Origin of the sequence: Nocardia sp. NPDC006044 (genome assembly GCF_042871115.1) — a bacterium.
GTDB lineage: Bacteria > Actinomycetota > Actinomycetes > Mycobacteriales > Mycobacteriaceae > Nocardia.
Window position 1 is genome coordinate 789024 of sequence record NZ_JBIAID010000002.1, and the last position, 20992, is coordinate 810015.

Sequence of the window (20992 nt, forward strand, 5' to 3'; positions counted from 1 at the left end):
TATCCGCGCACAGAACTGATCCGGCGCCAGAAACGCGCAAGGGCGCCTTCGCTCGAAACGAAGGCGCCCTTCCGGATATTCGGGCTGAAATCACCAACCGGGATTTCCGCGCACCGGCACATTGACGAAGCTCGGCCGGTTCGGATCCAGTTGCACGTGTTGCGGTTTGAGGCCGGTGTCGATCAGCATCGGCAGGATCGGCAGCCCCTTCGGGAAGTTGCCCGCGTAGACGTCGACGCGCAGTCGGTGTCCCGGTTGCAGGATCGCCTCGGTGGCGGGCAGCGCGATGTCCAGGGTCGTCGCCTCGCCGGGCACCGTCGGTTGCCGGTGATCCAGCGAGGTGAACGCCCGCGGGTCGGTGTAGTCGCCGTTGGCCGACCGGCTGCTGTTGGCCTCGTCCACCTCGCGCAGCGACGCCATGATCTGCCCGGAGGACAGCACGGTCGACTGGCCGTCCGGCGCGACGTCATTCACCGTGGTCACCCAGTAACCGTCCGGCGCGTCCTGAACGGTGTTGAGCCGCACCGCGATCCGGCCGGAGATGGTGGTCGGCTCGGCGACCGGCGCACTGGTGAAGGTCAGGCCGTTGGACTCCTCGATCCGCGAGTCCTTCGCGCAGCCATCGATGATCGACAGGATGCCCGCGCTGCCCTGTGCCGCGTCGTTGGAGCACAGGCTGGTCAGTCCGGGCGCGACGGTCAGCCGCGCGGTGTCACCGTTGGCGTCCCCGGTGAGCGATCCGTCGTACACGCTGTTCGCGGTGCCGCTTCGGTTGGCGGACAGGTACATCCGCCGATGGGCCGGCTCCTGCGCGCCCGCGTTCTCGGTCGGCTCGGCGAACGAGTCGGTGGTGATCCAGCCACCGCCCTGCTGGCGCAACGTGATCGGACCGTACCGATCGATGCCGTTGTCGATGCCCTTGAGCCACTTGTCGAACCACGCGCGCTGCAACACGTCCAGGCGCGGCGGCAGGCCGGGCTTGGCGTACTCGTTGCCGGAATTGACGTGGTAGGTATTGCCCATCAGCAACTGCTTCTGCCCGGCGGGCAGCGGAATCTCGTTGTAGATCTTGGATTCCGAGTAGGTGAACAGGTCGTGCCAGCCGCCGGTGACGAAGGTCGGCACCTGCACCTTGGACGGATCACCCAACCAGCCCTGACGCGGGGTGGAGTTGCCGGTGAGCAGTTCCTTGGCCCGCGGGTCCAGGTCGTCGATGCGGGCGGTGGTGTAGACGTTGAGCAGAACGTCCATGAAGGTCAACGGATCTCGCACCCGGTCGGCCAGCCACTGGGTGTCGAACTGCCCGTTGAGCACCGAGGCCAGGTCGGGCACCAGCTTGAGCCCGTTGATCGCGGTCAGCCACAGCGGGATGAAGTTGAAGCCGAAGCCGCCGCCGGGGGCGAGCACGTCGTTCATCAGGTCGCTGCCCGGCACCACGGGGAAGATCGTCTGCAGCGCCGCCGGGTGTTTCTCCGCGGCCTGCACCTGGTTGATGCCGGAGTAGGAGATGCCGTTCATGCCGATGCGGCCGTTGGACCAGGGCTGCCGCGCGGCCCAGTCGATCACCTCGACGGTGTCCTGCTGCTCGCGCTGGCGCAGCATGTCCCAGACGCCCTGGGAGAAGCCGGTGCCGCGCACGTCGACGACCACCTGCGAGTAGCCGCTCTTGATCAGCTGGCGGTCCACGGTGAAGTTGCGCAACTCGCCGCCGGCGAAGCCCTTGGTCAGGTCGGTGACGCCGGACAGCGGGGTGCCGCTGAGGTCGATCTGGCGGAGCAAGCCGAACAGCGCGTCGGACAGGCCAGGGATGGCCTGCGCGTGGTCGGCCAGGTTCGACACCAGTTTGGTGTACGGGGTGAGGTTCACGACGGTCGGTGTCGGCGTATCGATCGGCCGGCCGGACGCGTCCGCGGGGCGATAGACGTTGCCCTTCAGGACAGTTCCGTCACTCATCGTGATCGGGACATCCCACTGGATGTTGATGTTCGGGTACTGCTGCGGACCGTCCTGGGTCGCCTGCCACGCCGCGCCCGCGGCACCGCCGTCGGGACCGGTGGGGACCGGTGCGGCGGACGCGCCGCTGGTGAGGAAGGGGACGAGCATCGCGGCGGCAACTGCCGCGACTGTAGCGCGCAACACGTGCTTCATCAGGCGTGATCTTCCTCTCGGACTGGTCGAACGCCCAAAGTGTACATACCTACTTGTCGGTAAGGACAAGGGGTAACACGTATCGATTTCGAATAGGGGTTCACATATAGCAACCGATGAGATCATGCCACGCCCAAAGCGCAGGTAACAGGCGTTCAGCGGAGATGCCCACCGGAGAACCAGCGCTCACTGTGCACTCGAACGAATCCGCCATTCACCACTGGCGCTCAGCCCGGCGCTGTGTCGGAGAACACGTCCGACCAGCGCGGATCGCGGCCAACCGGCGCACCCTGGCAACCCGGTAGCAGACCCATGACCACGCCCGCAGCTATGCGCAGGCCAGCGCGAGAATCACGAGAGATGTTGGGGCACAGAGAAAGAACGCAGTCCGCTCGCTACGGCGGCACAGTGCGCGGGAAATCCGCTCACGCGCAGTTACATTCGATACTTCCGTACCGAAAACCTAACGCGCCGTGCCCCATTCAGGACACGGCGCGCTCGGTTCCGGCGGAAAAGTCTACTTACCACCCTGGTTGGCAACAGCGGCGGCACCAGCGGCGGCTGCCTCCGGGTCCAGGTACTCACGCGGACGCACCGGGCGCAGGTTCTCGTCCAGCTCGTATCGCAGCGGGATGCCGGTCGGAATGTTCAGGCCCGCGATGTCCTCGTCGGAGATCTGATCGAGGTGCTTGACCAGCGCGCGCAGCGAGTTGCCGTGCGCGGCGACCAGCACGGTCTTACCGGTCAGCAAGTCCTTGGAGATGGTGTCCTCCCAGTACGGGACCATGCGCTTGACCACGTCGAGCAGGCACTCGGACTTCGGCACCTCGATGCCGGCGTAGCGCGGGTCGCCCTCCTGGCTGTACTCGTCGCCCGGGTCGATGGCCGGCGGCGGGGTGTCGTAGCTGCGCCGCCAGAGCATGAACTGGTCGTCGCCGTACTTGTCCCGCACCTGGGCTTTGTTCTTACCCTGCAACGCGCCGTAGTGGCGCTCGTTGAGCCGCCAGTCCCGTACCACCGGGATCCAGTGCCGGTCGGCGGCGTCCAGCGCGAGGTTGGCGGTGCTGATCGCGCGGCGCAGCAGCGAGGTGTAGACGACGTCGGGCAAGATGCCGTGCTCGGCCAGCAGTTCCCCCGCGCGCTTGCCCTCGGCGATGCCCTTGTCGGTCAGATGCACGTCCACCCAGCCGGTGAACAGATTCAGGGCATTCCATTCGCTCTCGCCGTGGCGCAGCAGCACGAGGGTGTAGGTCATGCGGGCCATTGTTCCATTCGGGTCTCAGCCGATCTCGTCGGCGGTGGCCTGCCCCGTGGCGAGCACACCGGCGCCGACCAGGGTGGCGCCGTTGCTGATCCGGGACAGTTCGACCCGCAGGTCGCGGGTGAAGTCGAGGCGGGCGTGCTCGGCCAGCGCCGCGCGCATCGGTTTCCACAGTGGCTCACCGGATTGCGCGAAACCGCCGCCGATGACGCAGATGTCCACGTCGAGCAGCGCGGCGGCCGAGGCGATCGCCTGACCGAGCGCGGTGCCGGCCCGGTGCAGCGCGGCCAGGGCGATCTCGTCGCCGGCGTGCGCGGCCTCGGACAGTTGCTTGCCGGTCGTGCCTTCCCACCCCTGCTGGGTCGCCCAGCGCACCGAGGACATGCCGCTGGCCACCGCCTCGACACAGCCGACCCCGCCGCACAGGCACGGGGTGTCCCAGCCGGGCACCACGATATGCCCGATGTGCCCGGCATTGCCGGTCCGTCCGACGACCACCCGGCCGTCGGCGATGATCCCGCCGCCGATCCCGGACGAGACGGTCATGGCCAGCCCGTTCGGGATCCCGCGCAGCGCGCCCACATGATGCTCGGCCAGCGCCAGGCAGGCACCGTCGATAGCGAAACTGATTGCCGCCGTGGGGAACAGCTTCTGCACGGCGGCCACGATCTCGAAGCCGGACTTCCACTCGGGAATGTTCAGCGGGGCGGTGACCCCGGTGCGCACGTCGACCGGACCGGCCGAGCCGATGCCGATCGCGGTGATCGGCTCGTCCCCGGCGACCTCGAGCAACAGACCGCGGCAAGCCTCCCAGACCGCCGCGGGCGGCACGACGATCTGCCGCACGTCGTGCACGTTCGTGCCGTCGTGCACCAGGCCTGCCGCGAACTTCGAGGCGCCGATGTCCAGCGCGAGAACCGTCATCGCAGAGAATTTACGGCTTGTCGGCCGCGTCTACCAGGTGTTCGAAGGCGCGCAGGTTCTTCAGCGATTCCCCGCGCGAGACCCGCCATTTCCATTCCTTGCGAATGGATTCGGCGAAACCGAGTTCGAGCAGCACGTTGAAATCGGCGTCCACGGCCTCGAGCACCTGCCCGAAGACCCGGTCGAGTTCGTCGGCGGTGAGGGCGTGCGTGGCGATCTGGCCGACCAGGTAGATGTCGCCGACCCGGTCCAGGGTGTAGGCCACGCCGTAGAGCCTGCGGTTGCGGCGGAGCAGGAATTTGTAGACGCCCTCGAAGTTCTCGTCCGGCTTGCGGCAGACGAACGACTCGATGCGGACCCCGTGCTTGCCGACGGTGAGCATGACGCTGGTCTTCAGTTTGCGTTCACCGGGCAGGACGACGACGAAGGTCTCCGCGCCGGACCGGTCGTGCTCGATCTCCCGGTCCCGCAGGGTTTCCTCGATCAGCTGAGCGCTTGCCTGCACCTCGTTCACCGGCGTGCTCCCATCCGGCGCCGCCACAGCGCCCGCGACCTGGCCTGACTGGATTCCAGGCTAATGCGTTCACCGGGTACCCGTTCGCGCACGTCGTCACGCAGCGCGCCGCTCATCCGGCCGGCGCCGAGGGCGGCGCGCTCGGCCCGGAAATCGGTGAGTGCCGCGGAGTAGCTGGCGAGCAATCCGTCGGCGGTGTGCTCCCAGGAGAAGTTGGCGGCGTGCTCGACCGCGCGCCCGCTCATCCGGCGCAGCCGGCCGGGGTCGTCGAGCAGATAGCCCAGGGCGCCGGCCCAATCCGGGGTCCGGTGACCGGGCACCAGCAGGCCGGTTTCGCCGTGCCGCACGGCCGTGCCCAGCCCGCCGACGTCGGCCGCCAGCACCGGGGTGCCGCTGGCCTGGGCCTCGATCGCGACCAGCCCGAAGGATTCGTTGTAGCTCGGCACCGCGACCAGATCGGCTGCGCGATAGACCAGGACGAGCTGGTCCGGCGGTTGCGGCGGCAGGAAGGTGACGCGGTCGGCGATGCCGAGGGCGGCGGCCAGTTCGATGAGCGCGTCCGGGCGTTCCAGTCCGCTGCCGGATGGACCGCCGACGATCAGCACGCGAAGCGCGTGGGCCGGATCGGCGCGCAGCACCTCGGCCGCGGCGCGGACCAGTACATCCGGCGCCTTCAACGGCTGGATCCGGCCGACGAACGCGACGATCTGTTCGTCGGCGGCCAGGCCGAGCGCCGCGCGAGCCGCGGCCTTGTCGCCCGGTTGATACCGGGTCAGGTCCGCGCCGGGCGGCACCACGTCGATGCGCTCGGGATCGGCGCTGTACAGCTCGACCAGCTGACGGGCCTCGTCCGCGGTGTTGGCGACCAGTCGATCCGCCTCGCCGATCACCTGCTTCTCGCCGATCTCGCGGGTCAGCGGCTCCGGACAGTCACCTTCGGCGAGCGCGGCGTTCTTCACCGCGGCCAGCGTGTGCGCGGTGTGCACCAGCGGCACCCGCCAGCGGTCCCGGGCCAGCCAGCCGACCTGGCCGGACAGCCAGTAGTGCGAGTGCACGAGGTCGTAGTAGCCGGGCAGATGCCGTGCCTCCTGACGCAGCACTTCCGCGGTGAACGGGCAGAGCTGGGTGGGCAGGTCGTGTTTGTCGAGTCCCTCGAACGGACCGGCGACCACGTTGCGCACCAGCACGCCGGGGCCCGCTTCTTGCACGGGCGGCAGATTGGAGGCGGTGGCCCGGGTGAAGATCTCCACCTCGGTGCCGCGCCGGGCCAGCTGAAGTGCGGTTTGCAGCACGTAGACGTTCATGCCGCCCGCGTCGCCGGTGCCCGGCTGAGCCAGTGGTGAGGTATGCACCGATAGCACGGCGACACGGTTCGGCCGTAGGTCCGGGCGTTGACTCACACTATCCATAGTGCACGTTGGATTCCCGGCCTCCACACCGTCACGCGCTCGAGTGAGAGCTATCACAGGGGCGCAGTGAACTCCCTGACAGACGGCAAACGCCCTATTTTCCGGAATGCCCAGGAGAAAGGGCGCACATGGCCGGAAATCAGAGGCTGTCGGCAAACATGCCGATCTCGCCGGCGAAGCGAGCCGGGTCTTCGATGAACAGCCCGTGCTGACTGCCCTCCCAGAACGACGCGCGCGCGTCCGGGACCGCCTCGTAGACGTAGCGGCCGTTCTCGATCGGCACCACCGGGTCATCGGTGCCGTGCAGCACCAGCGCCGGAATATCCAGTGTGCGAAGGGTTTCGGTGTTGTCGGTGGTGCGATAGAACAGCGCCTTGCGCACCGACGGCAAGGTGGCGAGGCTCGTGCCGAACAGGCGCTGCGCATCGACGCCCCTGTCCGCGCCGGGGCCGGTGTTGGCGTTGCCGAAGGCGCCGAACGCCCGCACCGCGCGACCCGCGCTCTCCTCGAAGACGCCGGGCATCGCGGCCTGCATGGCCGGACCGGCCGCCGCGCCGGGCACCCCGCGGCCGATATTGGCCTGCGAACTGCTGAAGACGATGCCCGCGATCGCGTCGGTGCCGTAGGCGGTCAGGTAGTCGCTGAGCACGATGCCGCCGTAGGACCAGCCGAGCAGGATCGCGCCGGACTCGATACCCTCGCCCGCCAGCACGGCCGCGACGTCGGCGGCCCAGTTCTTCGGGTCGTCGTAGCCCGCGGCCGGCACATCGGAATAGCCGTGGCCGCGCAGGTCGACGGCGAGCACCCGGAACCGGGCGGCGAGCTCGTCGGCGGCACGTCCCCAGCAGCGCAGATTCGCCGACCAGCCGTGCAACAGCACCAGCGGACGCGCGCCGGCCGGGCCACTCACCCGGTAGACGATGTTGGTGCCGTCCGCGCTCACCGCGTCCCGAATAGCCATACCGCTCAGGCTAACGGTGATCCCCGCAACAGCGCTCCTGCCCGCAAACGACCGGCACCTAGGATCGCTTATATGAGCACTCGCACCGCTGTCGTCACCGGAGCCAGCTCCGGCATCGGCGAGGCCACCGCCCGCGAACTGGCCAAACAGGGCTATCACGTCTACGTCGGCGCGCGCAGGCTCGATCGCCTGCAGCGGGTCGCCGACGAGATCGGCGGCACCGCACTGGAACTCGACGTCACCTCGGACGAGTCGGTGGCTTCCTTCACCGCCGCGATCGAGCGGGCCGACGTGCTGGTCAACAACGCGGGCGGCGCCAAGGGCCTGGCCACCGTCGCCGACGCCGACCTGGACGACTGGCGCTGGATGTGGGAGACCAACGTGCTCGGCACGCTGCGGCTCACGAAGGCCTTGCTGCCCAAGCTCATTGCCTCCGGCGACGGCCTCATCGTCACCATCACCTCGGTTGCCGCGTTCGTCGCCTACGACAACGGCGCCGGCTACACCACGGCCAAGCACGCCCAGGCCGTGCTGCACCGCACCCTGCGCGGCGAGCTGCTCGGCCAGCCGGTGCGGCTCACCGAAATCGCGCCCGGCGCAGTGGAAACCGAGTTCTCGCTGGTCCGCTTCGACGGCGACGAGGAGCGCGCCGCCAAGGTGTACGAGGGGATCGATCCGCTGGTCGCGCAGGACATCGCGGAGATCGTCGGCTTCGTCGCGTCCCGGCCGTCGCACGTGAACCTGGACCAGATCATCGTCAAGCCGCGCGATCAGGCCGACGCCGGACGCTTCGCCCGGCGCAGCTGAACACTGATAGCCGAATCGAATTACCCACTACCGGCCGAAGGTTAGCGGAAGGTTTGCCGAATCTTCGGCGGTTACCTCCGGCCGTTAGCATCTGATGCTTTGACGTCGTCTACATCAGATTGGGGTTTTGTGCTCATGTTCAAGGGCTTCAAAGAGTTCCTGATGCGAGGGAACGTCCTCGATCTCGCAGTTGCTGTCGTAATGGGCACCGCGTTCACCGCGGTGGTCACCTCGGTGACCAAGGGCGTGATCAATCCCCTGCTGGCGGTGTTCGGCAGCCAGAACGAGCTGGGACTCGGCGTTCAGCTGATCGCGGACAAACCCGCGACCTTCATCCAGATCGGCCCGATCCTGACCGCGTTCATCAACTTCTTCGTGGTCGCCGCCGTGCTGTATTTCGTGCTGATGCTGCCGATGAAGACGATCAAGAACCGCTTCGGCACGACGAAGGCGGCCGAGCCGACCGAGACCGAACTGCTCATCGAGATCCGCGACCTGCTGGCCGAGCGGCACGATGCGGTGCGCGCCCAGCGGGCGGCCGACCGGGAGGTCGAGAACGACCCCGATCTCGACACCTCGCTGCGGCGCTAGTCAGCGCCAGACCGCGCGCACCTCGTCGGCCGCGGCCCTGCCCTGGCGCAGGCCCGCGGTGAACACGACGGGCCAGCTCGACCGATCGTCGAGGCTCGGGCCGAAGGCGCGCAGCGCGGCGGCGTCCGGGATGATCCGGGCGACCCGCTGCGCGCTCGACGGCACCGTGGTCGGGAACGCGTGGGCCAGCGGCTCGATCAGGATCAGCGTCGAATAGCCTTCGGCCAGATCGGCATTCGAGCCGTTGCGCAGCGCGCCGTCGATGTGGCGGTGCGCGCCGATGGTGACCGGCGCGGCCAGGCCGGGCATCGCGGTGCTCGCCGTGATGACCTGGTGCACCGGTACGCCGTCGGTGGCCCGCCAGACCCTCGGCTCGCCGCAATCTATGTCCACGGTGGGGATGAGCAGCTGGGGATGCGGCCAATCGCCTTCGCCCACCATAACTTTCATCCGTTCGATGCGCTCCCGCTCCGGGCTGGTGTTCGCGCGCAACGCCAGCTTGCCGACGCGATGCAGTTTGCTGGACGAACTGCCCGTGCCGCGCAGCACCTCGAACACCTCCGCCGTCACCGCGGGATCCACGATCAGCGGGGCGCCGTCGTCGGGCGGAAGTTCGGCGTAGGCGTTCAGATCCCGGCCGTCGGCCAGCCCGGCCGCGGCGATCGCGCCGGCCGAGGTGCCGACCAGCAGATCGGCATCCGCGAGCTCGATGCGGTTGCGGCGCAAGCCTTCCACGACGCCGAGCAACCAGGCGGTGCCGACCACTCCACCGGGACCGAGCACCGCTGCACGACCACTCACCCTGTCACCCTCCGAACCTCACACCGCGATCTCGATCGAGCTCGAGCCTAGCGGGGCGGGCCGGGTGCGACCGGGGTCGCGGAAACGACCGAGGTGGAGCCGTCCTCGGCGGACATGGTTTTCCAGGTGGCCCAGTCGATGGTCCAGTCGTAGAGATCGCCGTCGGCGGCGGACAGCGGAATGGAGGTACCGGTCACCTCCACCGGATCGCCGTAGAGCGCGGTCGGGAAGTACGCCTGGGCGTCGCTGGGCGAGAGATTGATGCAGCCGTTGGTGACATTCGAAGACCCTTGAGCGCCCACGGATTCCGGGTTCGCGTGGATGAATTCGCCGTTGTTGGAGATGCGTACGGCCCAGCGCTCGCGAACGTTGGTGTAGAACGGCGGATTCGACATCAGGAAGTCTTCGTACTTCTCGGTGACCACGTGCAGCCCGGAGCGGGTCACGTTGCGCGGCTCGTTGCCCTCGCCGTAGCTGACCGCGAAATCGAACACGGTCTTGCCGTCCCGGACCACCTGCATCCGGTGGCTCGGCGCGTTGGCCTTGACGATCTGGCTGCGGCCGATGCGGAAATCGGTGGTGAGATCGGTGTATCCGTAATTGCCGCCGCCGAGATCGAGTCCGTAGAGCTTGGCCGAGACGTGCACGGTGGTGCCGGGGACCCAGTAATCCTTGGGGCGCCAATGCACCCGGGAGCCGTTGTCGTCCGGGAACCAGGCCCACGCGCCCTCGGTGGGCGGGTCGGTGGTGATGGTCAGCGCCTTCTCCACCGCGGCCTTGTTCTGCACGGAAGCCTTGAACTGCAGGATGATCGGCGCGGCGATGCCGACCTCTTGGTTGTCCGCGATGTTGATGGTCGCCGGGACGGTGTTCTTCGGCGCGAGCGTACTGAACTTGCCCTCGATCGGCACCGGCTTGCGATCGGTGCCGATCGCGGTGCCGGACCAGGTGTAGGTGGCGTCGTAGCCGAGCGCCTCGCTGATCTTGTAACTGCGCTTGTCCGGGCTGAATTCGCCGGCCACCTGCTTGCCGGCGGCGTTGGTCAGCGCGATTTGATCGATGGTGCCGTTCGCGACGGTGACCGAGACCGGCGCGGCCGGATTGACCTTCGTGGCGTTGTTCTCCGGCGCGAAGGTCACCTTGGCCACCGGGCCGGGATCGCGGGGCGTGCTGTTGTCGCCACCGCTACCACTGCCGCATCCGGCGACCAAGGCGATCACGACGAGTAGCACGGCCGAGACAGCGGCGACCGGTCTGCGGATCCCTGGACGGTTGCTCACGCCATCGAATTTACGCGGGCAAACTCGTTCAATTGGCTAGCGAAAGGTGTGGTGTCCGTTTCACCCGGTTACAGCGGCACATCGACCGTGACGGGTTCCGGCTCCAATCGGATGCCGAATCTCGCGACCACCCCATCGCGCACCGTCCTGGCCAGATCGGCCAGATCCGCGGCGGTCGCCGCACCGCGATTCGTGAGCGCAAGGGTGTGTTTGGTGGACAGCCGGGCCGGGGCGTCTTCGCCGGGAAAACCTTTGGCGAAGCCGGCCCGTTCGATCAGCCAGCCCGCGGAGAATTTGACCCCGTCCGGCGCCGGATAGGTCGGCACCGTGACATCTCCCACATATGCCGCGATCGCGGCGCGCACCTCTGCCACTCGGTCCTCGGGCACCACCGGATTGGTGAAGAAGGAACCCGCGCTCCAGGTGTCGTGGTCGGCCGGATCGAGCACCATGCCCTTGCCCGCGCGCAGGCGCAGCACCGCCGCCCGGACCTCGGCGGCAGGCCGGGATTCGCCGTCGGCGGCGCCGAGCGTGGTGGCGAGCTCGCCGTAGCGCAGCGGGGCGCTCGCGCCGGTCGGGTCGAGCGCGAATTCGACGGCGAGCACCACGGCGTCGTCGCGGTGCTTGAGCACGCTGGTGCGGTAACCGAAACCGAGCTCGCCGGGCTCGACCCAGCGGATCGCGCCGGTGTGCCGATCGAACAGTCGCACCCGGCGCAGCAGGGTCGCCACCTCCGCGCCGTACGCGCCGACGTTCTGCACCGGCGTCGCCCCGGCCGAACCCGGGATGCCGGACAGGCATTCGAGGCCGCCCAGACCCGCCTCGACCGTCGCCGCGACGACCGCGTCCCAGTTCGCGCCCGCCTCGGCCAGCACGCCGTCCGCGCCGAGCTCGACACCCTCGGTCGCCACCCGGACCACCACGCCGTCGAACCCGTCGTCGCTGATCAGCAGGTTGGAACCGCCCGCGATGAGCAGCACCGGAATGCTCGCCGCGTCCAGCGCGCGCACCGTCGCCACCAGCGATTCGGTGGTGGCGCACTCGGCGACCGTGGCGGGTCCGCCGACCCGCAGCGTGGTCAACTCGGCCAGCGGCACCGATTCGCGTATCCGGGCGCCGGTGGCGGCCAGCACATCCGACGGCACCACACGTGAAGTTCGCACAGGCAGACGGTAGCGTGTCCGACCATGGCTACACCGCTGGCGTACACGGCCCGCTACTCGCATCCCGCTGCCGCCGTGCGCGCGGCGTTCGCGAACGATCAGTACTGGAAAGACCGCGTCGCCGAGGTCGGCGGGCCGAACGCCCGGCTCGACTCCGTCCAGGTCGCCGGCGACCAGATCCGGGTGCAGCTCGTGCAGGCCATCGCCGCCGAGCTGCTGCCCGCCGCGATCACCGCGGTGCGCCCCGGCGACCTCATCATCCCCCGGGTGGAGACCTGGAACGGCGACTCGGCCACCTTCCAGGCGACCGTCGACGGCGCGCCCGCCGAGGTGCGCGGCACCATCACGCTGACCGACGACGGCGCGGGCTCCACCGCCGCCGCCAACGGCACCATCGAGGTGAAGATCCCGCTGTTCGGCGGCAAGATCGAGTCCGCGATCGCCGAACACCTGACCGAGGTGCTGAAGAACGAGGAAGAGTTCACCAACACCTGGCTCGACTCGCACTGACACGCGGAACCGAGCGGGAAGTTGTTGCGGCAGCACACTTCCCGCTCGTTCACTGGGTGAACCACACCGCCGAGCGCGGCCGGGGCAACCCCACCCAGTAATCTCTCGAATCATGGCCCGTCGACTCGATTACTCTGCGCGCTACCCGCTGCACACCACCAAAGAGCTGTACTCGGCGCTGTCGAGCCGCGACTACTGGGACGCGCGGATGGCCGAGATGCGGAAGTACTCGCCGGGCAACGAGGTCGCGCAGCTGACGGCCGGCGACAGCGGCATCGACGTCGAACTACACCACGTCCTGCCGCGCGAGATGCTGCCGGAGATCGCGCAGGCGGTGATGCGCAAGGACATGATCATCACCCGCAAGGAGAGCTACGGGCCGTTCGGCGCCGACGAGATCGCCGGCAAGTATTCGGCCTCCATCCCGGCCGGGCCGGGCAGCCTGGGCGGCACCATCCGCCTGTTCCCCACCGACACCGGCTGCACCATGCGCTTCTCCTCCGAGGCCAAGGTGTTCATCCCGATGGTCGGTCCCCGGCTGGAGCAGCTGATGCTGGTGAACCTGGTCGACCTGTTCCGGGCCGAGGCGGAATTCACGGTGCAGTGGCTGGACGACCATCACTCAACCAGCTGACCAAACCGGTCGGCACCATCACCCGCGGTACCACCGGTGTCAACCGGCTACGGCGCAGTGATCGCTGGCTGATCCACGACGAACTGGTGGCCGGGCGGCTGCGAGCGGCCGCCGACCCGCTGGTCGTCGATCTCGGGTACGGCGCGAGCCCGTGGACGACACTGGAATTGGCGGGACGGCTGCGCACCGTGCGCCCGGATGTGCGCGTCGTCGGGCTGGAGATCGATCCGGAACGCGTGGTGCCCGGCCGGGACGGCGTGCGCTTCGCCCGGGGTGGATTCGAATTGGCCGGTCTGCGACCGGTCTTGGTGCGCGCGTTCAACGTCCTGCGCCAGTATCCGGAATCCGCTGTGCCCGAAGCCTGGTCGACCATCCTGTCCGGTCTGGCACCCGACGGTCTGCTGATCGACGGCACCTGCGACGAACTGGGCCGCCGCTGCGCCTGGGTCCTGCTCGACCGGTCCGGCCCGCGATCACTCACCCTCGCCTGGGACCCGTTCACCGTCGAGCAGCCCTCCGACATCGCCGAACGACTACCGAAAGCCTTGATCCACCGCAACATTCCGGGCGAGCCCATCCACGCCCTGCTCACCGCCGCCGACCGCGCCTGGGCCCGCGCCGCTCCCCTGGCCCCCTTCGGCCCCCGCGTCCGCTGGCGCGCCACCGCCGAATCCCTGCGCCACGAAGGCTTCCCGCTCCGCCCCTACCGCCGCCGCATGCGCGACTGCGTGCTGTCGGTGCCCTGGGTCACGGTCGCCCCGAATCCCGAACCGCCCCGGGCGGATTCGGCTTAGCTCGCGCCCGGCTCAGGCGCCGGTCAGTGCGCGGTAGACGCGCGCGGCCGCGCGGGGGCTGAGAGCGGCTGCGGCGGTGCGGATTTCGTCGCTGGTGCAGCGGTTGATGGCGATCGCGTCGGCGACCACCTCGTCCAACGCGGACTGGCCGATGTCCCCCTCGGCCAGGTCGAGCACGGTGCGCAGCGGGGTCGTCACCAGGAACGGGCCCGCCGACTCGATCTCGGTGCCGATCAGTGAGCGCCGCAGCACCACTAGTCGCGGGGTCACCGGCGGGCGGCCGGAGCCCACGGATAGGTGCAGGAAGCGGGGGCGTAGCCGGCCGATGCCGTGTAGCTCGGCCGCGCTGTGGTGCGAGACCGCCGCGGCGCCGTCGAACCAGGCCGCCCACATGGCGTATTCGTCGAGCGGACCGGCCGGCCACTCGGATAGTCGGAGCAGGCCGACCCCGGCCCTGGTCACCGAGCCGTCGCCGAGCCCGATCCGCACCCGCGCCTCGCAGTGGGTGCGCAAGACCTGCCGGGTGGTGAAGAAACCCGCGTGGCGACCGGCCAATCGGCGCAGCACGCGCCATCCGTGGTCCGCGGAACCGAGGGCGCGGCCCGCCGCATCGCCAGCCATGGTCATCAGGCTACGCTCGATTCCTGTGTCAGATGTCACATTCGAACCCCTCAATGGGCCCTCAGAGACGGCACAGAAACGTGGGGAAGAATCAGCCGCATGAGTACGAAGCCTCCGTCCACCATGACGATCAACCGGCGGGCCCTGCTGATCGCCCTGATCGTGGTAGCGATATTGCTCGCCACGGCCTTGGTCGGCGGCGAGGCGTACGCCAGACATACCGTGTCTCGCTGCATCAGTACGCAATTCGAGAAGGAAATGGGTTCGAAGATCGACGTGAGTTTCGGCGCCAAGCCGATGCTGATCACCTGGTTCGACGGCAAGGTGCCGACGGTGAAGGTGGACAGCGACGACACCAAGTTCGGCCCCGCGGTCGGCATGGTGGTGCACGCCGAGTTCCACGACGTCGAGGTCACCGACAACGGGCGCGGCGGCGGCGTGATCGGTAGCTCCTCGGCCGATGTCACCTGGAACAACGACGGCATCCGGCAGACGCTCGGCGGCCTGGTCAGCGGCGTGAAATCGTCCGCGAGCTCGAACCTGCTGAACCTGGACGTGCTCGGCGGCCTGGCGCAGTTGCAGGTGAAGCCGGTGATCAAGGGCGGGGTCATCGAGGTGGAGACCATGTCGGCACAGCTGCTCGGCATGGGTCTGCCCACCGACCTGGTGCAGGGCATCGTCGAGGTGTTCACCAAGAGCCTGCAAAGCTACCCGTACAACATGCGACCGACCGACGTGAAGGTCACCGACGACGGCATCGCGGTCAAGCTCGCGGGCACTCGCTCCGAACTGCCCGCGGCCGATCAGAACGCCGGCGCGACCTGCTCGTAGCCCGGAAGTAGTGAACCCCGGCCGGATTCGCTCACTGAAGCGCGAAACCGGCCGGGGTTCAAGCTTTTTCGAAGGTCAGGCGGGAAACCCGTCGAGCACCTCGCGCGACTTCGACAATCCGAGTCGCGTCGCCCCCGCCGCGATCAGCTCGGCCGCGGCCTCGGCGGTACGGATACCGCCGCTCGCCTTGACCCCCAGCCGTCCGCCGACGGTCGCGGCCATCAGCTCGACCGCGTGCACGCTGGCGCCGCCCGCGGGGTGAAAACCCGTGGAGGTCTTCACGAAATTCGCGCCCGCGCGTTCGGCGACCCGGCAGACCTCGACGATCGCCTCGTCCGGCAACGCGGCCGCCTCGATGATCACCTTGAGCACGGCGCGATCCCCCATCGCCTCGCGCACCGTGACGATGTCGGAGAGCACCGCGTTGTAGTCGCCCGCGAGCGCCGCGCCGACATCGATGACCATGTCCACCTCGGCCGCGCCCTGGTCCACCGCGAGCCGCGCCTCGGCGCCCTTGACGAGCGAATGATGTTTGCCGGACGGGAATCCGGCGACCGTCGCCACCACCAGCCCCGGCGCCTGCACCGGCAGCATCGACGGCGATACGCAGACGGCCAGCACCCCCAGTTCGCGGGCTTCGTAGATCAGCGCGGCGACGTCGTCGGGGGTCGCCCCCGGCGCCAGCAGTGTGTGATCGATCATGGCGGCCACTTCGGCCCTGGTCGGAGACGCGGAACTTGCCATGAGCCGAGAGTCTGGCACACCTGTGGCGAATTCCGTTGCGCGCCTGGTAACCCTTCCCGCACACTCGTACCTGGTGCCAGATCGCCGGTAGTGACGAAGCGGTCGACTGATTACCGTGTGCCGGATGGACCCCTACTTGGTTCGGGAGGAGACGACACCGTGCTGATCCGTCGCGAGCTCGCCGACGACATCGCCGCGATCGCGGCGGTACATCGCAGCGCGTTCGGTCCGCACCAACCCGACGGCGACCTGACCGAACTCACCGGTGAACCGCAGGCCGACGACGGCGCCGATCCGCCGGAGGTCGATCTGGTGGCCCGGTTGCGCAGCGACCCCGGCTGGATCCCGACCCTGTCGATGGTCGCGGTGGAGTACGACACGGTGATCGGCCACGTGTGCCTGACCAGAGCGAGCATCGGCCCGTTCCCGGTGCTGGCGCTCGGCCCGATCGGCGTGCTCGCCGAACATCAGGGCACCGGTGCCGGCTCGGCGCTCATGCACGCCGTCCTCGGCGCCGCCGACGCGCTCGACGAGCCGCTGGTCTGCCTGCTCGGTCACCTCGACTACTACCCCCGGTTCGGCTTCGTCCCCGCCGCCCGCCTCGGCATCGCCCCGGACGACCCGGCCTGGGCACCGCACTTCCAGGTCCGCACGCTCAGCGCCTACGACCCGCGCATCACCGGCGAATTCCGCTACCCCGAACCGTTTTACGAACTCTGACTCCCCCGTCTCTCCGAGAATTCAGGCCGGGCCGGGGTGCGCAGCGGGCAGCGTCGGCGACCGGCGGTAGCGCCGCGGCCGAGGTAGCTCGTACCCGGCGAGTCACCGATCGCGTCGGCGAGATCAGTCGTCCCTTGCTCAATCGTCCAGGGATGACCTGGAAGGATGAGCTTATGAGTGCCGCTCTACCCGCCCTGGACGACCGACGTTTCGTGCTGACCCTCGGCTGTCCCGACCGGCCGGGCATCATCGCCCGGATCACCTCGTTCATCGCCGAATTCGGCGGCTCGATCGTGGAGGCGGGTTATCACTCCGACGCCGACAGCGGCTGGTTCTTCACCCGGCAGGCGATCAAGGCCGCCACCGTGCCGTTCGGGCTGGCCGAACTGCGCGACCGATTCGCCGGCGTGGCTGCCGAGCTGGGGCCGGAGACGGAGTGGCAGCTGCTCGATTCCGGCGCCCGCCGCCGGGCCGTGCTGCTGGTCAGCAAGGACGGGCACTGCCTGCACGATCTGCTCGGCCGCGCGGGCAGCGGCGAGCTGCCCGCGACCATCGAGGCGGTGATCGGCAACCACCCCGATCTGGCCGAGATGACCGAGGCGCACGGCGTGAAGTTCCACCACGTGCGGTTCCCGAAGGACCCGGCCGAGCGCGGGCCCGCCTTCGCCGAGGTCCGTTCGCTGGTCGACGCGCACAACCCGGACGCCGTGGTGCTCGCCCGATTCATGCAGGTGCTGCCGCCGGAGCTGTGCGCGCACTGGACCGGCCGCGCCATCAACATCCACCACAGCTTCCTGCCGTCGTTCGTCGGCGCCCGCCCCTACCACCAGGCCTTCGCCCGCGGTGTGAAACTGATCGGCGCCACCTGCCACTACGTCACGGCGGAACTGGACGCCGGCCCGATCATCGAACAGGACGTCTCCCGCATCGACCACGCCGACGACGTGCGCGACATGGTCCGTCAGGGCCGCGACATCGAACGCGTAGTCCTGGCCCGCGGCCTCCGCTGGCACCTCGAAGGCCGGGTCCTAGTCCACGGCCGCCGCACAGTCGTCTTCACCTGAGCGAAAATCGAGTCGAGTCAAAAGGTCGCCAAATGATCTTGAACAACGACCCTTTGACTCGACTCGATGAAAGGGGCGGACAATTTGCCCCACCCCGGCCGCCAAACGACCGCGCGACCCACGGCGATCGCCGGCCCGCTCACACGACGCCCTCGTTTCCCAAGCCTCTTTGAACCGGACCACAAGCCGACGACCACGCTGGAACCCGAGCGTTGCCCATACCAACCGCGTAAGTAAGTCGGGGACCTGTCCCAGGTTTTCCCTGGGCAGTGCTGAGCACGTTTCCAGCCGTACCCGACCTGCGGTCGCCTGGGCCGAGGGTCAGCCGGCGATCTCGGTGCGCAGGCGCACCGATTCGAGCACGTGGCCCAGTTCCTCGTTGAACTGCTCGTACGCCTCGGTGTTGCCGAGGTGGCCGGTCGGGAGGGTGGTGAAACGCGCGAGACTGCCGGTTTCCCTGAGCATTTGGGCGATTCGCTCGGAATGCACGACGGGGGTCATGTCATCGAATTGGCCGGCGATCACCGTGGTGGGCACCACCAGGTTGCGGGCGGCCTCGCCGACGTTCATGTCGGCGAGCAGCCGGCCGAACTCCGCCCGCACCACCGCGGGACACGAGCGCACGATGGCCATGCTGTAGTCGAGCAGGTCGCCCTTGGCCTTGGTGGTCATGATCGAGCGGGCGAACAACCACCGCACGGGCGCGATGGGCGGGAAGACCAGCGGCGCGCCGAGTCCGAACCGGCCGAACAGGAACGGCAGCGGAACCTTCAGCTCCAGCAGCCGCATCGGCCGGTTCAGCAGCGGGATCACGGTGGTCTCGAAGACCAGCCGATCGGGTGCGGTGTTGGTCAGCAGGACCGCGAGCGCCTGTGCGGCGACGTGGTCGGGATAGCGCCCGGCCCACGCCTGCAAGGTCATGCCGCCGAGGCTGTGACCGACCAGCACGGCCCGTTTGCCGGGGCGCAGCGTCGCGTCGAGCACAGCGGCCAGGTCATCGGCGAGCAGGTCCATGCTCAGCGGGCTGCCGCCTCGCTCGCTCTCGCCGTGGCCGCGCTGGTCGTAGGCGACCACGCGATACTCGCCGGCGAAGGCGTTGATCTGCGCGTTCCAGTATTCGATGCAGCAACTCCAGCCGTGCACCAGCACGATCACCGGCCGATCGGCAGGTCCGTAGGCGTGCACGCGCAGTCGGGCGCCGTCCCTGGTGATCACCGGAATCACCTCCGGGGCGATCGCGGGCGGGTTGAACGCGGTGGTCGCGTAGGTACGCGAGCGCAGGTTCGCGCGGTGTGCGTCGAGCTTCCCGCGAAGCTGTTCCGGGAAGTTCACCAACGCAGTCGGCAGCAGGGCACGCATCGGACACTCCTTTGTGTTACTGCTAGATACAGTAACCTCGATGCGCGCTGCTAGCTAGTGCTAGCACTCGAAAAGTTATCGAGTATTCGACGTCCGGCGCCTGGGACCGGACCAGATCCGCCCGCCCACCGCGCCGGGATGCGACACGCCTACCAGCGCGGACCCCGCTGAATCTCGTCCACCTTCGGCCGCACGTCGGCCAGATAGATGCCGGTGGCGATGATCGCGATGAACGAGAGCAGCCCGAGGCCGGCCGGCGAGAGCAGCAGGAGCACCACCGCGACCCCGAGGATGGCCAGCCAGATCTGCTTGGTCAGCTTGTCCACCGCGGTGAACGCGTCCGGACGCTGCCGCACGGCGTGGATCAGCGCGAAGATCGTCGCGCCGAGCGCGGCCAGCCACAGCACGAGCAGGATCATCCCGGTCAATCCGTGCACCATATTCACCTGTCCCATCATACGAGCAACGCCCCTGCACACCAGGGTGTGCAGGGGCGTTGGGCGGCAGAACTCCGATACCGTTGCGGCCCTTGGAAAATCAGCTACCGGGCGGACCGGCGAACCGGGTGGATCAAGCCTTCTTCGGCGCGGCCTTCTTGGCCGGAGCCTTCTTGGCCGGGGCCTTCTTCGGGGCCGGGGCGACATCCTCGACCGGGGCGCCGTTGGCCTCGGGGGCCGGGGTGGTCTCGGTGGTCACCGTGACGACCTCGGCGTCGACGACCGGCGCGGCCGGCGCTGCCTCGACCTTGGCCGGGCGGCCGAGCAGGCCGTTGACCCGGCCCAGCACGTCTTCGGCGCGGGTCGCGGCATCCTTGTACAGGCCCTCGACGCGCTCGATCTGCTCCTCGACGAGGTGGTTGGCGCGCAGCCGCTCCACCGTCTCCTCGCCGCGCACGGCCAAATCGGCGTAGATGTCGAGCACCTGGTGGTAGTACTTGTCGGCCAGCGTGCGCAGTTCCTCGGGGGTGAACTTCTCGCGCAGCTCGGCGAGGTCCTCCGGCAGTTCCGAGGGCAGTCCGGCCAGCCGCTCGCGCAGCGTCTCGAACTGGGCCTGCACGTCGGCGGGCACGTTGGCGAAGCGCTCACGGGCCTCTTCGACCCGGGCGGAGACGTCGGTCGACGCGGCGCGCTCACGCACCTGGGTGACGACATCGGTGACGGCGGCGTAGATGGCATCGCCGGCGCCGACGGTCGCGAGCAGCGGCTTGGTCACGGTCGGGTTGGTCTTCTCGGTCATGGTATTTCGTTCTCCTGGCGTGGCGGAGTTTCGGTTGTGGTGCGCGGAACGACGCTGTCCCCATCCCCCCTGTGTTCATTTGCGATGTTCGTGGTGCCCTTCGTGGTTACGCTCGCTGCCGCCTCCGGGCCCGTCACTCGCATCGCGGGCTCGTTCCCTCCGTTTTCCCGGCGAAACGATTCGTAGATTTCGAGCAGTACCTGCTTCTGCCGTTCGCTGACAGACGTATCGGCAAGCAGGGCATCCCGGACCGGGCTGTGGGGCCGCTGTTCGAGATAACCGGCTCGGACGTACAACACCTCCGACGACACCCGCAGTGCCTTGGCGATCTGCGCGAGTACCTCGGCGGACGGATTGCGCAATCCGCGCTCGATCTGGCTGAGGTACGGATTGCTCACTCCCGCAAGGGTGGCGAGCTGACGCAGCGAGACTTGCGCGGCCTCCCGCTGTGCCCTGATGAAGCCTCCGATGTCGTGCGCCGCGTCTAACACGCGGGCCGCTTTTTCTCCGACGCCGGTCGATTGCTCGGCCGAACTATCGGTGTACTCGGCGGAAACCTCGGGCTGGTCTGCCATCACTCACCTTCTGGCGGTTGTACGAGTTCAATTCTAGGGCAGGGT

Annotated in this window: 23 protein-coding genes; 8 read left to right on the forward strand and 15 right to left on the reverse strand. The window is 68.4% G+C overall.

Annotated features, from left to right (window positions below; genetic code table 11):
- Nucleotides 1-90 precede the first annotated feature (90 nt).
- The 6 genes from ACFYO1_RS21130 to ACFYO1_RS21155 all read right to left on the reverse strand — a co-directional run bounded on the left by ACFYO1_RS21130 (nt 91) and on the right by ACFYO1_RS21155 (nt 7217).
- On the reverse strand, nt 91-2148 hold the full coding sequence (locus ACFYO1_RS21130) for a CocE/NonD family hydrolase (protein ID WP_387233408.1): 2058 nt from the start codon (nt 2146-2148) through the stop codon (nt 91-93).
- Between the two features lie 517 nt (nt 2149-2665).
- Nucleotides 2666-3403, reverse strand: coding sequence for a phosphoglyceromutase (locus ACFYO1_RS21135; protein ID WP_379291205.1), 738 nt, complete (start codon nt 3401-3403; stop codon nt 2666-2668).
- Between the two features lie 24 nt (nt 3404-3427).
- A complete protein-coding gene (locus ACFYO1_RS21140; RefSeq protein WP_387233412.1) occupies nt 3428-4333 on the reverse strand; it encodes an ROK family protein in 906 nt (301 codons plus the stop codon).
- Between the two features lie 10 nt (nt 4334-4343).
- Entirely contained in the window at nt 4344-4847 is a 504-nt protein-coding gene (locus tag ACFYO1_RS21145; protein ID WP_387233415.1) for a YbjN domain-containing protein, read from the reverse strand.
- Nucleotides 4844-6256 carry a D-inositol-3-phosphate glycosyltransferase gene (gene mshA / locus ACFYO1_RS21150; protein WP_387233418.1) on the reverse strand — a complete coding sequence of 471 codons (1413 nt, stop codon included), beginning with the start codon at nt 6254-6256 and terminating at the stop codon, nt 4844-4846. The genes ACFYO1_RS21145 and mshA overlap by 4 nt, the downstream gene beginning before the upstream one ends.
- Nucleotides 6257-6395: 139 nt before the next feature.
- Nucleotides 6396-7217 (reverse strand): alpha/beta fold hydrolase, encoded by an 822-nt coding sequence (locus ACFYO1_RS21155; protein ID WP_387233421.1) that lies wholly within the window; start codon nt 7215-7217, stop codon nt 6396-6398.
- A gap of 72 nt (nt 7218-7289) precedes the next feature.
- On the opposite strand from ACFYO1_RS21155, the gene ACFYO1_RS21160 reads away from it, so the two are divergent.
- Together ACFYO1_RS21160 and mscL are read left to right on the forward strand one after the other, a co-directional pair.
- Nucleotides 7290-8024, forward strand: a complete 735-nt coding sequence (locus ACFYO1_RS21160; protein WP_387233424.1) for an SDR family NAD(P)-dependent oxidoreductase — start codon at nt 7290-7292, stop codon at nt 8022-8024.
- Nucleotides 8025-8159: 135 nt separating this feature from the next.
- Nucleotides 8160-8615, forward strand: coding sequence for a large conductance mechanosensitive channel protein MscL (gene mscL / locus ACFYO1_RS21165; RefSeq protein ID WP_387235276.1), 456 nt, complete (start codon nt 8160-8162; stop codon nt 8613-8615).
- On the opposite strand, the gene ACFYO1_RS21170 is transcribed toward mscL, so the two are convergent.
- The 3 genes from ACFYO1_RS21170 to ACFYO1_RS21180 form a co-directional block, all read right to left on the reverse strand.
- Nucleotides 8616-9416 (reverse strand): patatin-like phospholipase family protein, encoded by an 801-nt coding sequence (locus ACFYO1_RS21170; protein WP_387233427.1) that lies wholly within the window; start codon nt 9414-9416, stop codon nt 8616-8618.
- Between the two features lie 47 nt (nt 9417-9463).
- Nucleotides 9464-10696, reverse strand: coding sequence for an Ig-like domain-containing protein (locus ACFYO1_RS21175; protein ID WP_387233430.1), 1233 nt, complete (start codon nt 10694-10696; stop codon nt 9464-9466).
- Nucleotides 10697-10764: 68 nt separating this feature from the next.
- Nucleotides 10765-11859 carry a UDP-N-acetylmuramate dehydrogenase gene (locus tag ACFYO1_RS21180; protein WP_387233433.1) on the reverse strand — a complete coding sequence of 365 codons (1095 nt, stop codon included), beginning with the start codon at nt 11857-11859 and terminating at the stop codon, nt 10765-10767.
- 24 nt (nt 11860-11883) lie between these two features.
- Between ACFYO1_RS21180 and ACFYO1_RS21185 the strand changes: the two genes are divergently transcribed.
- The 3 genes from ACFYO1_RS21185 (at nt 11884) to ACFYO1_RS21195 (ending at nt 13797) form a co-directional block, all read left to right on the forward strand.
- Nucleotides 11884-12369, forward strand: a complete 486-nt coding sequence (locus tag ACFYO1_RS21185) for a DUF2505 domain-containing protein (RefSeq protein ID WP_387233436.1) — start codon at nt 11884-11886, stop codon at nt 12367-12369.
- Nucleotides 12370-12481: 112 nt separating this feature from the next.
- Nucleotides 12482-13003 carry a DUF2505 domain-containing protein gene (locus ACFYO1_RS21190; protein WP_387233439.1) on the forward strand — a complete coding sequence of 174 codons (522 nt, stop codon included), beginning with the start codon at nt 12482-12484 and terminating at the stop codon, nt 13001-13003.
- Entirely contained in the window at nt 12973-13797 is an 825-nt protein-coding gene (locus tag ACFYO1_RS21195; protein ID WP_387233442.1) for a class I SAM-dependent methyltransferase, read from the forward strand. Before ACFYO1_RS21190 ends, ACFYO1_RS21195 begins: the two co-directional genes overlap by 31 nt.
- A gap of 12 nt (nt 13798-13809) precedes the next feature.
- Here the strand turns inward: ACFYO1_RS21195 and ACFYO1_RS21200 are convergent, their stop codons facing one another.
- On the reverse strand, nt 13810-14418 hold the full coding sequence (locus ACFYO1_RS21200; RefSeq protein ID WP_387233445.1) for a hypothetical protein: 609 nt from the start codon (nt 14416-14418) through the stop codon (nt 13810-13812).
- Nucleotides 14419-14517: 99 nt separating this feature from the next.
- Here ACFYO1_RS21200 and ACFYO1_RS21205 point away from each other — a divergent pair, with 99 nt between their 5' ends.
- Nucleotides 14518-15249, forward strand: coding sequence for a DUF2993 domain-containing protein (locus ACFYO1_RS21205; protein WP_387233448.1), 732 nt, complete (start codon nt 14518-14520; stop codon nt 15247-15249).
- Nucleotides 15250-15324: 75 nt separating this feature from the next.
- Here the strand turns inward: ACFYO1_RS21205 and deoC are convergent, their stop codons facing one another.
- On the reverse strand, nt 15325-15993 hold the full coding sequence (deoC, locus tag ACFYO1_RS21210) for a deoxyribose-phosphate aldolase (protein ID WP_387233451.1): 669 nt from the start codon (nt 15991-15993) through the stop codon (nt 15325-15327).
- Nucleotides 15994-16152: 159 nt separating this feature from the next.
- Here deoC and ACFYO1_RS21215 point away from each other — a divergent pair, with 159 nt between their 5' ends.
- Both ACFYO1_RS21215 and purU read left to right on the forward strand, forming a co-directional pair.
- Entirely contained in the window at nt 16153-16713 is a 561-nt protein-coding gene (locus ACFYO1_RS21215; RefSeq protein ID WP_387233454.1) for a GNAT family N-acetyltransferase, read from the forward strand.
- Between the two features lie 173 nt (nt 16714-16886).
- Complete coding sequence (purU, locus tag ACFYO1_RS21220) at nt 16887-17777, forward strand: formyltetrahydrofolate deformylase (protein ID WP_387233456.1); 891 nt, start codon at nt 16887-16889, stop codon at nt 17775-17777.
- A gap of 321 nt (nt 17778-18098) precedes the next feature.
- Here purU and ACFYO1_RS21225 read toward each other — a convergent pair whose 3' ends face one another.
- From ACFYO1_RS21225 to ACFYO1_RS21240, 4 genes are all read right to left on the reverse strand, one after another.
- Nucleotides 18099-19136, reverse strand: a complete 1038-nt coding sequence (locus ACFYO1_RS21225) for an alpha/beta fold hydrolase (RefSeq protein WP_387233459.1) — start codon at nt 19134-19136, stop codon at nt 18099-18101.
- A 149-nt stretch (nt 19137-19285) separates the two neighbouring features.
- Nucleotides 19286-19591: a DUF2516 family protein gene (locus ACFYO1_RS21230; protein ID WP_150399860.1), complete on the reverse strand. Its 306-nt coding sequence runs from the start codon at nt 19589-19591 to the stop codon at nt 19286-19288.
- Between the two features lie 115 nt (nt 19592-19706).
- Entirely contained in the window at nt 19707-20372 is a 666-nt protein-coding gene (locus ACFYO1_RS21235) for a heparin-binding hemagglutinin (protein ID WP_387233462.1), read from the reverse strand.
- Nucleotides 20369-20947, reverse strand: coding sequence for a helix-turn-helix domain-containing protein (locus tag ACFYO1_RS21240; protein WP_387233463.1), 579 nt, complete (start codon nt 20945-20947; stop codon nt 20369-20371). Before ACFYO1_RS21240 ends, ACFYO1_RS21235 begins: the two co-directional genes overlap by 4 nt.
- Nucleotides 20948-20992: the final 45 nt, after the last annotated feature.

What these genes read in the sequence shown, in the direction of transcription:
- ACFYO1_RS21130 (WP_387233408.1), bottom strand. Translation starts at nt 2,148, where the DNA reads ATGAAGCACGTGTTGCGCGCTACAGTCGCGGCAGTTGCCGCCGCGATG.
- ACFYO1_RS21135 (WP_379291205.1), bottom strand. Translation starts at nt 3,403, where the DNA reads ATGACCTACACCCTCGTGCTGCTGCGCCACGGCGAGAGCGAATGGAAT.
- ACFYO1_RS21140 (WP_387233412.1), bottom strand. Translation starts at nt 4,333, where the DNA reads ATGACGGTTCTCGCGCTGGACATCGGCGCCTCGAAGTTCGCGGCAGGC.
- mshA (WP_387233418.1), bottom strand. Translation starts at nt 6,256, where the DNA reads ATGGATAGTGTGAGTCAACGCCCGGACCTACGGCCGAACCGTGTCGCC.
- ACFYO1_RS21155 (WP_387233421.1), bottom strand. Translation starts at nt 7,217, where the DNA reads ATGGCTATTCGGGACGCGGTGAGCGCGGACGGCACCAACATCGTCTAC.
- ACFYO1_RS21160 (WP_387233424.1), top strand. Translation starts at nt 7,290, where the DNA reads ATGAGCACTCGCACCGCTGTCGTCACCGGAGCCAGCTCCGGCATCGGC.
- mscL (WP_387235276.1), top strand. Translation starts at nt 8,160, where the DNA reads ATGTTCAAGGGCTTCAAAGAGTTCCTGATGCGAGGGAACGTCCTCGAT.
- ACFYO1_RS21185 (WP_387233436.1), top strand. Translation starts at nt 11,884, where the DNA reads ATGGCTACACCGCTGGCGTACACGGCCCGCTACTCGCATCCCGCTGCC.
- ACFYO1_RS21190 (WP_387233439.1), top strand. Translation starts at nt 12,482, where the DNA reads ATGGCCCGTCGACTCGATTACTCTGCGCGCTACCCGCTGCACACCACC.
- ACFYO1_RS21200 (WP_387233445.1), bottom strand. Translation starts at nt 14,418, where the DNA reads ATGGCTGGCGATGCGGCGGGCCGCGCCCTCGGTTCCGCGGACCACGGA.
- ACFYO1_RS21205 (WP_387233448.1), top strand. Translation starts at nt 14,518, where the DNA reads ATGAGTACGAAGCCTCCGTCCACCATGACGATCAACCGGCGGGCCCTG.
- deoC (WP_387233451.1), bottom strand. Translation starts at nt 15,993, where the DNA reads ATGGCAAGTTCCGCGTCTCCGACCAGGGCCGAAGTGGCCGCCATGATC.
- purU (WP_387233456.1), top strand. Translation starts at nt 16,887, where the DNA reads ATGAGTGCCGCTCTACCCGCCCTGGACGACCGACGTTTCGTGCTGACC.
- ACFYO1_RS21225 (WP_387233459.1), bottom strand. Translation starts at nt 19,136, where the DNA reads ATGCGTGCCCTGCTGCCGACTGCGTTGGTGAACTTCCCGGAACAGCTT.
- ACFYO1_RS21230 (WP_150399860.1), bottom strand. Translation starts at nt 19,591, where the DNA reads ATGGGACAGGTGAATATGGTGCACGGATTGACCGGGATGATCCTGCTC.
- ACFYO1_RS21235 (WP_387233462.1), bottom strand. Translation starts at nt 20,372, where the DNA reads ATGACCGAGAAGACCAACCCGACCGTGACCAAGCCGCTGCTCGCGACC.
- ACFYO1_RS21240 (WP_387233463.1), bottom strand. Translation starts at nt 20,947, where the DNA reads ATGGCAGACCAGCCCGAGGTTTCCGCCGAGTACACCGATAGTTCGGCC.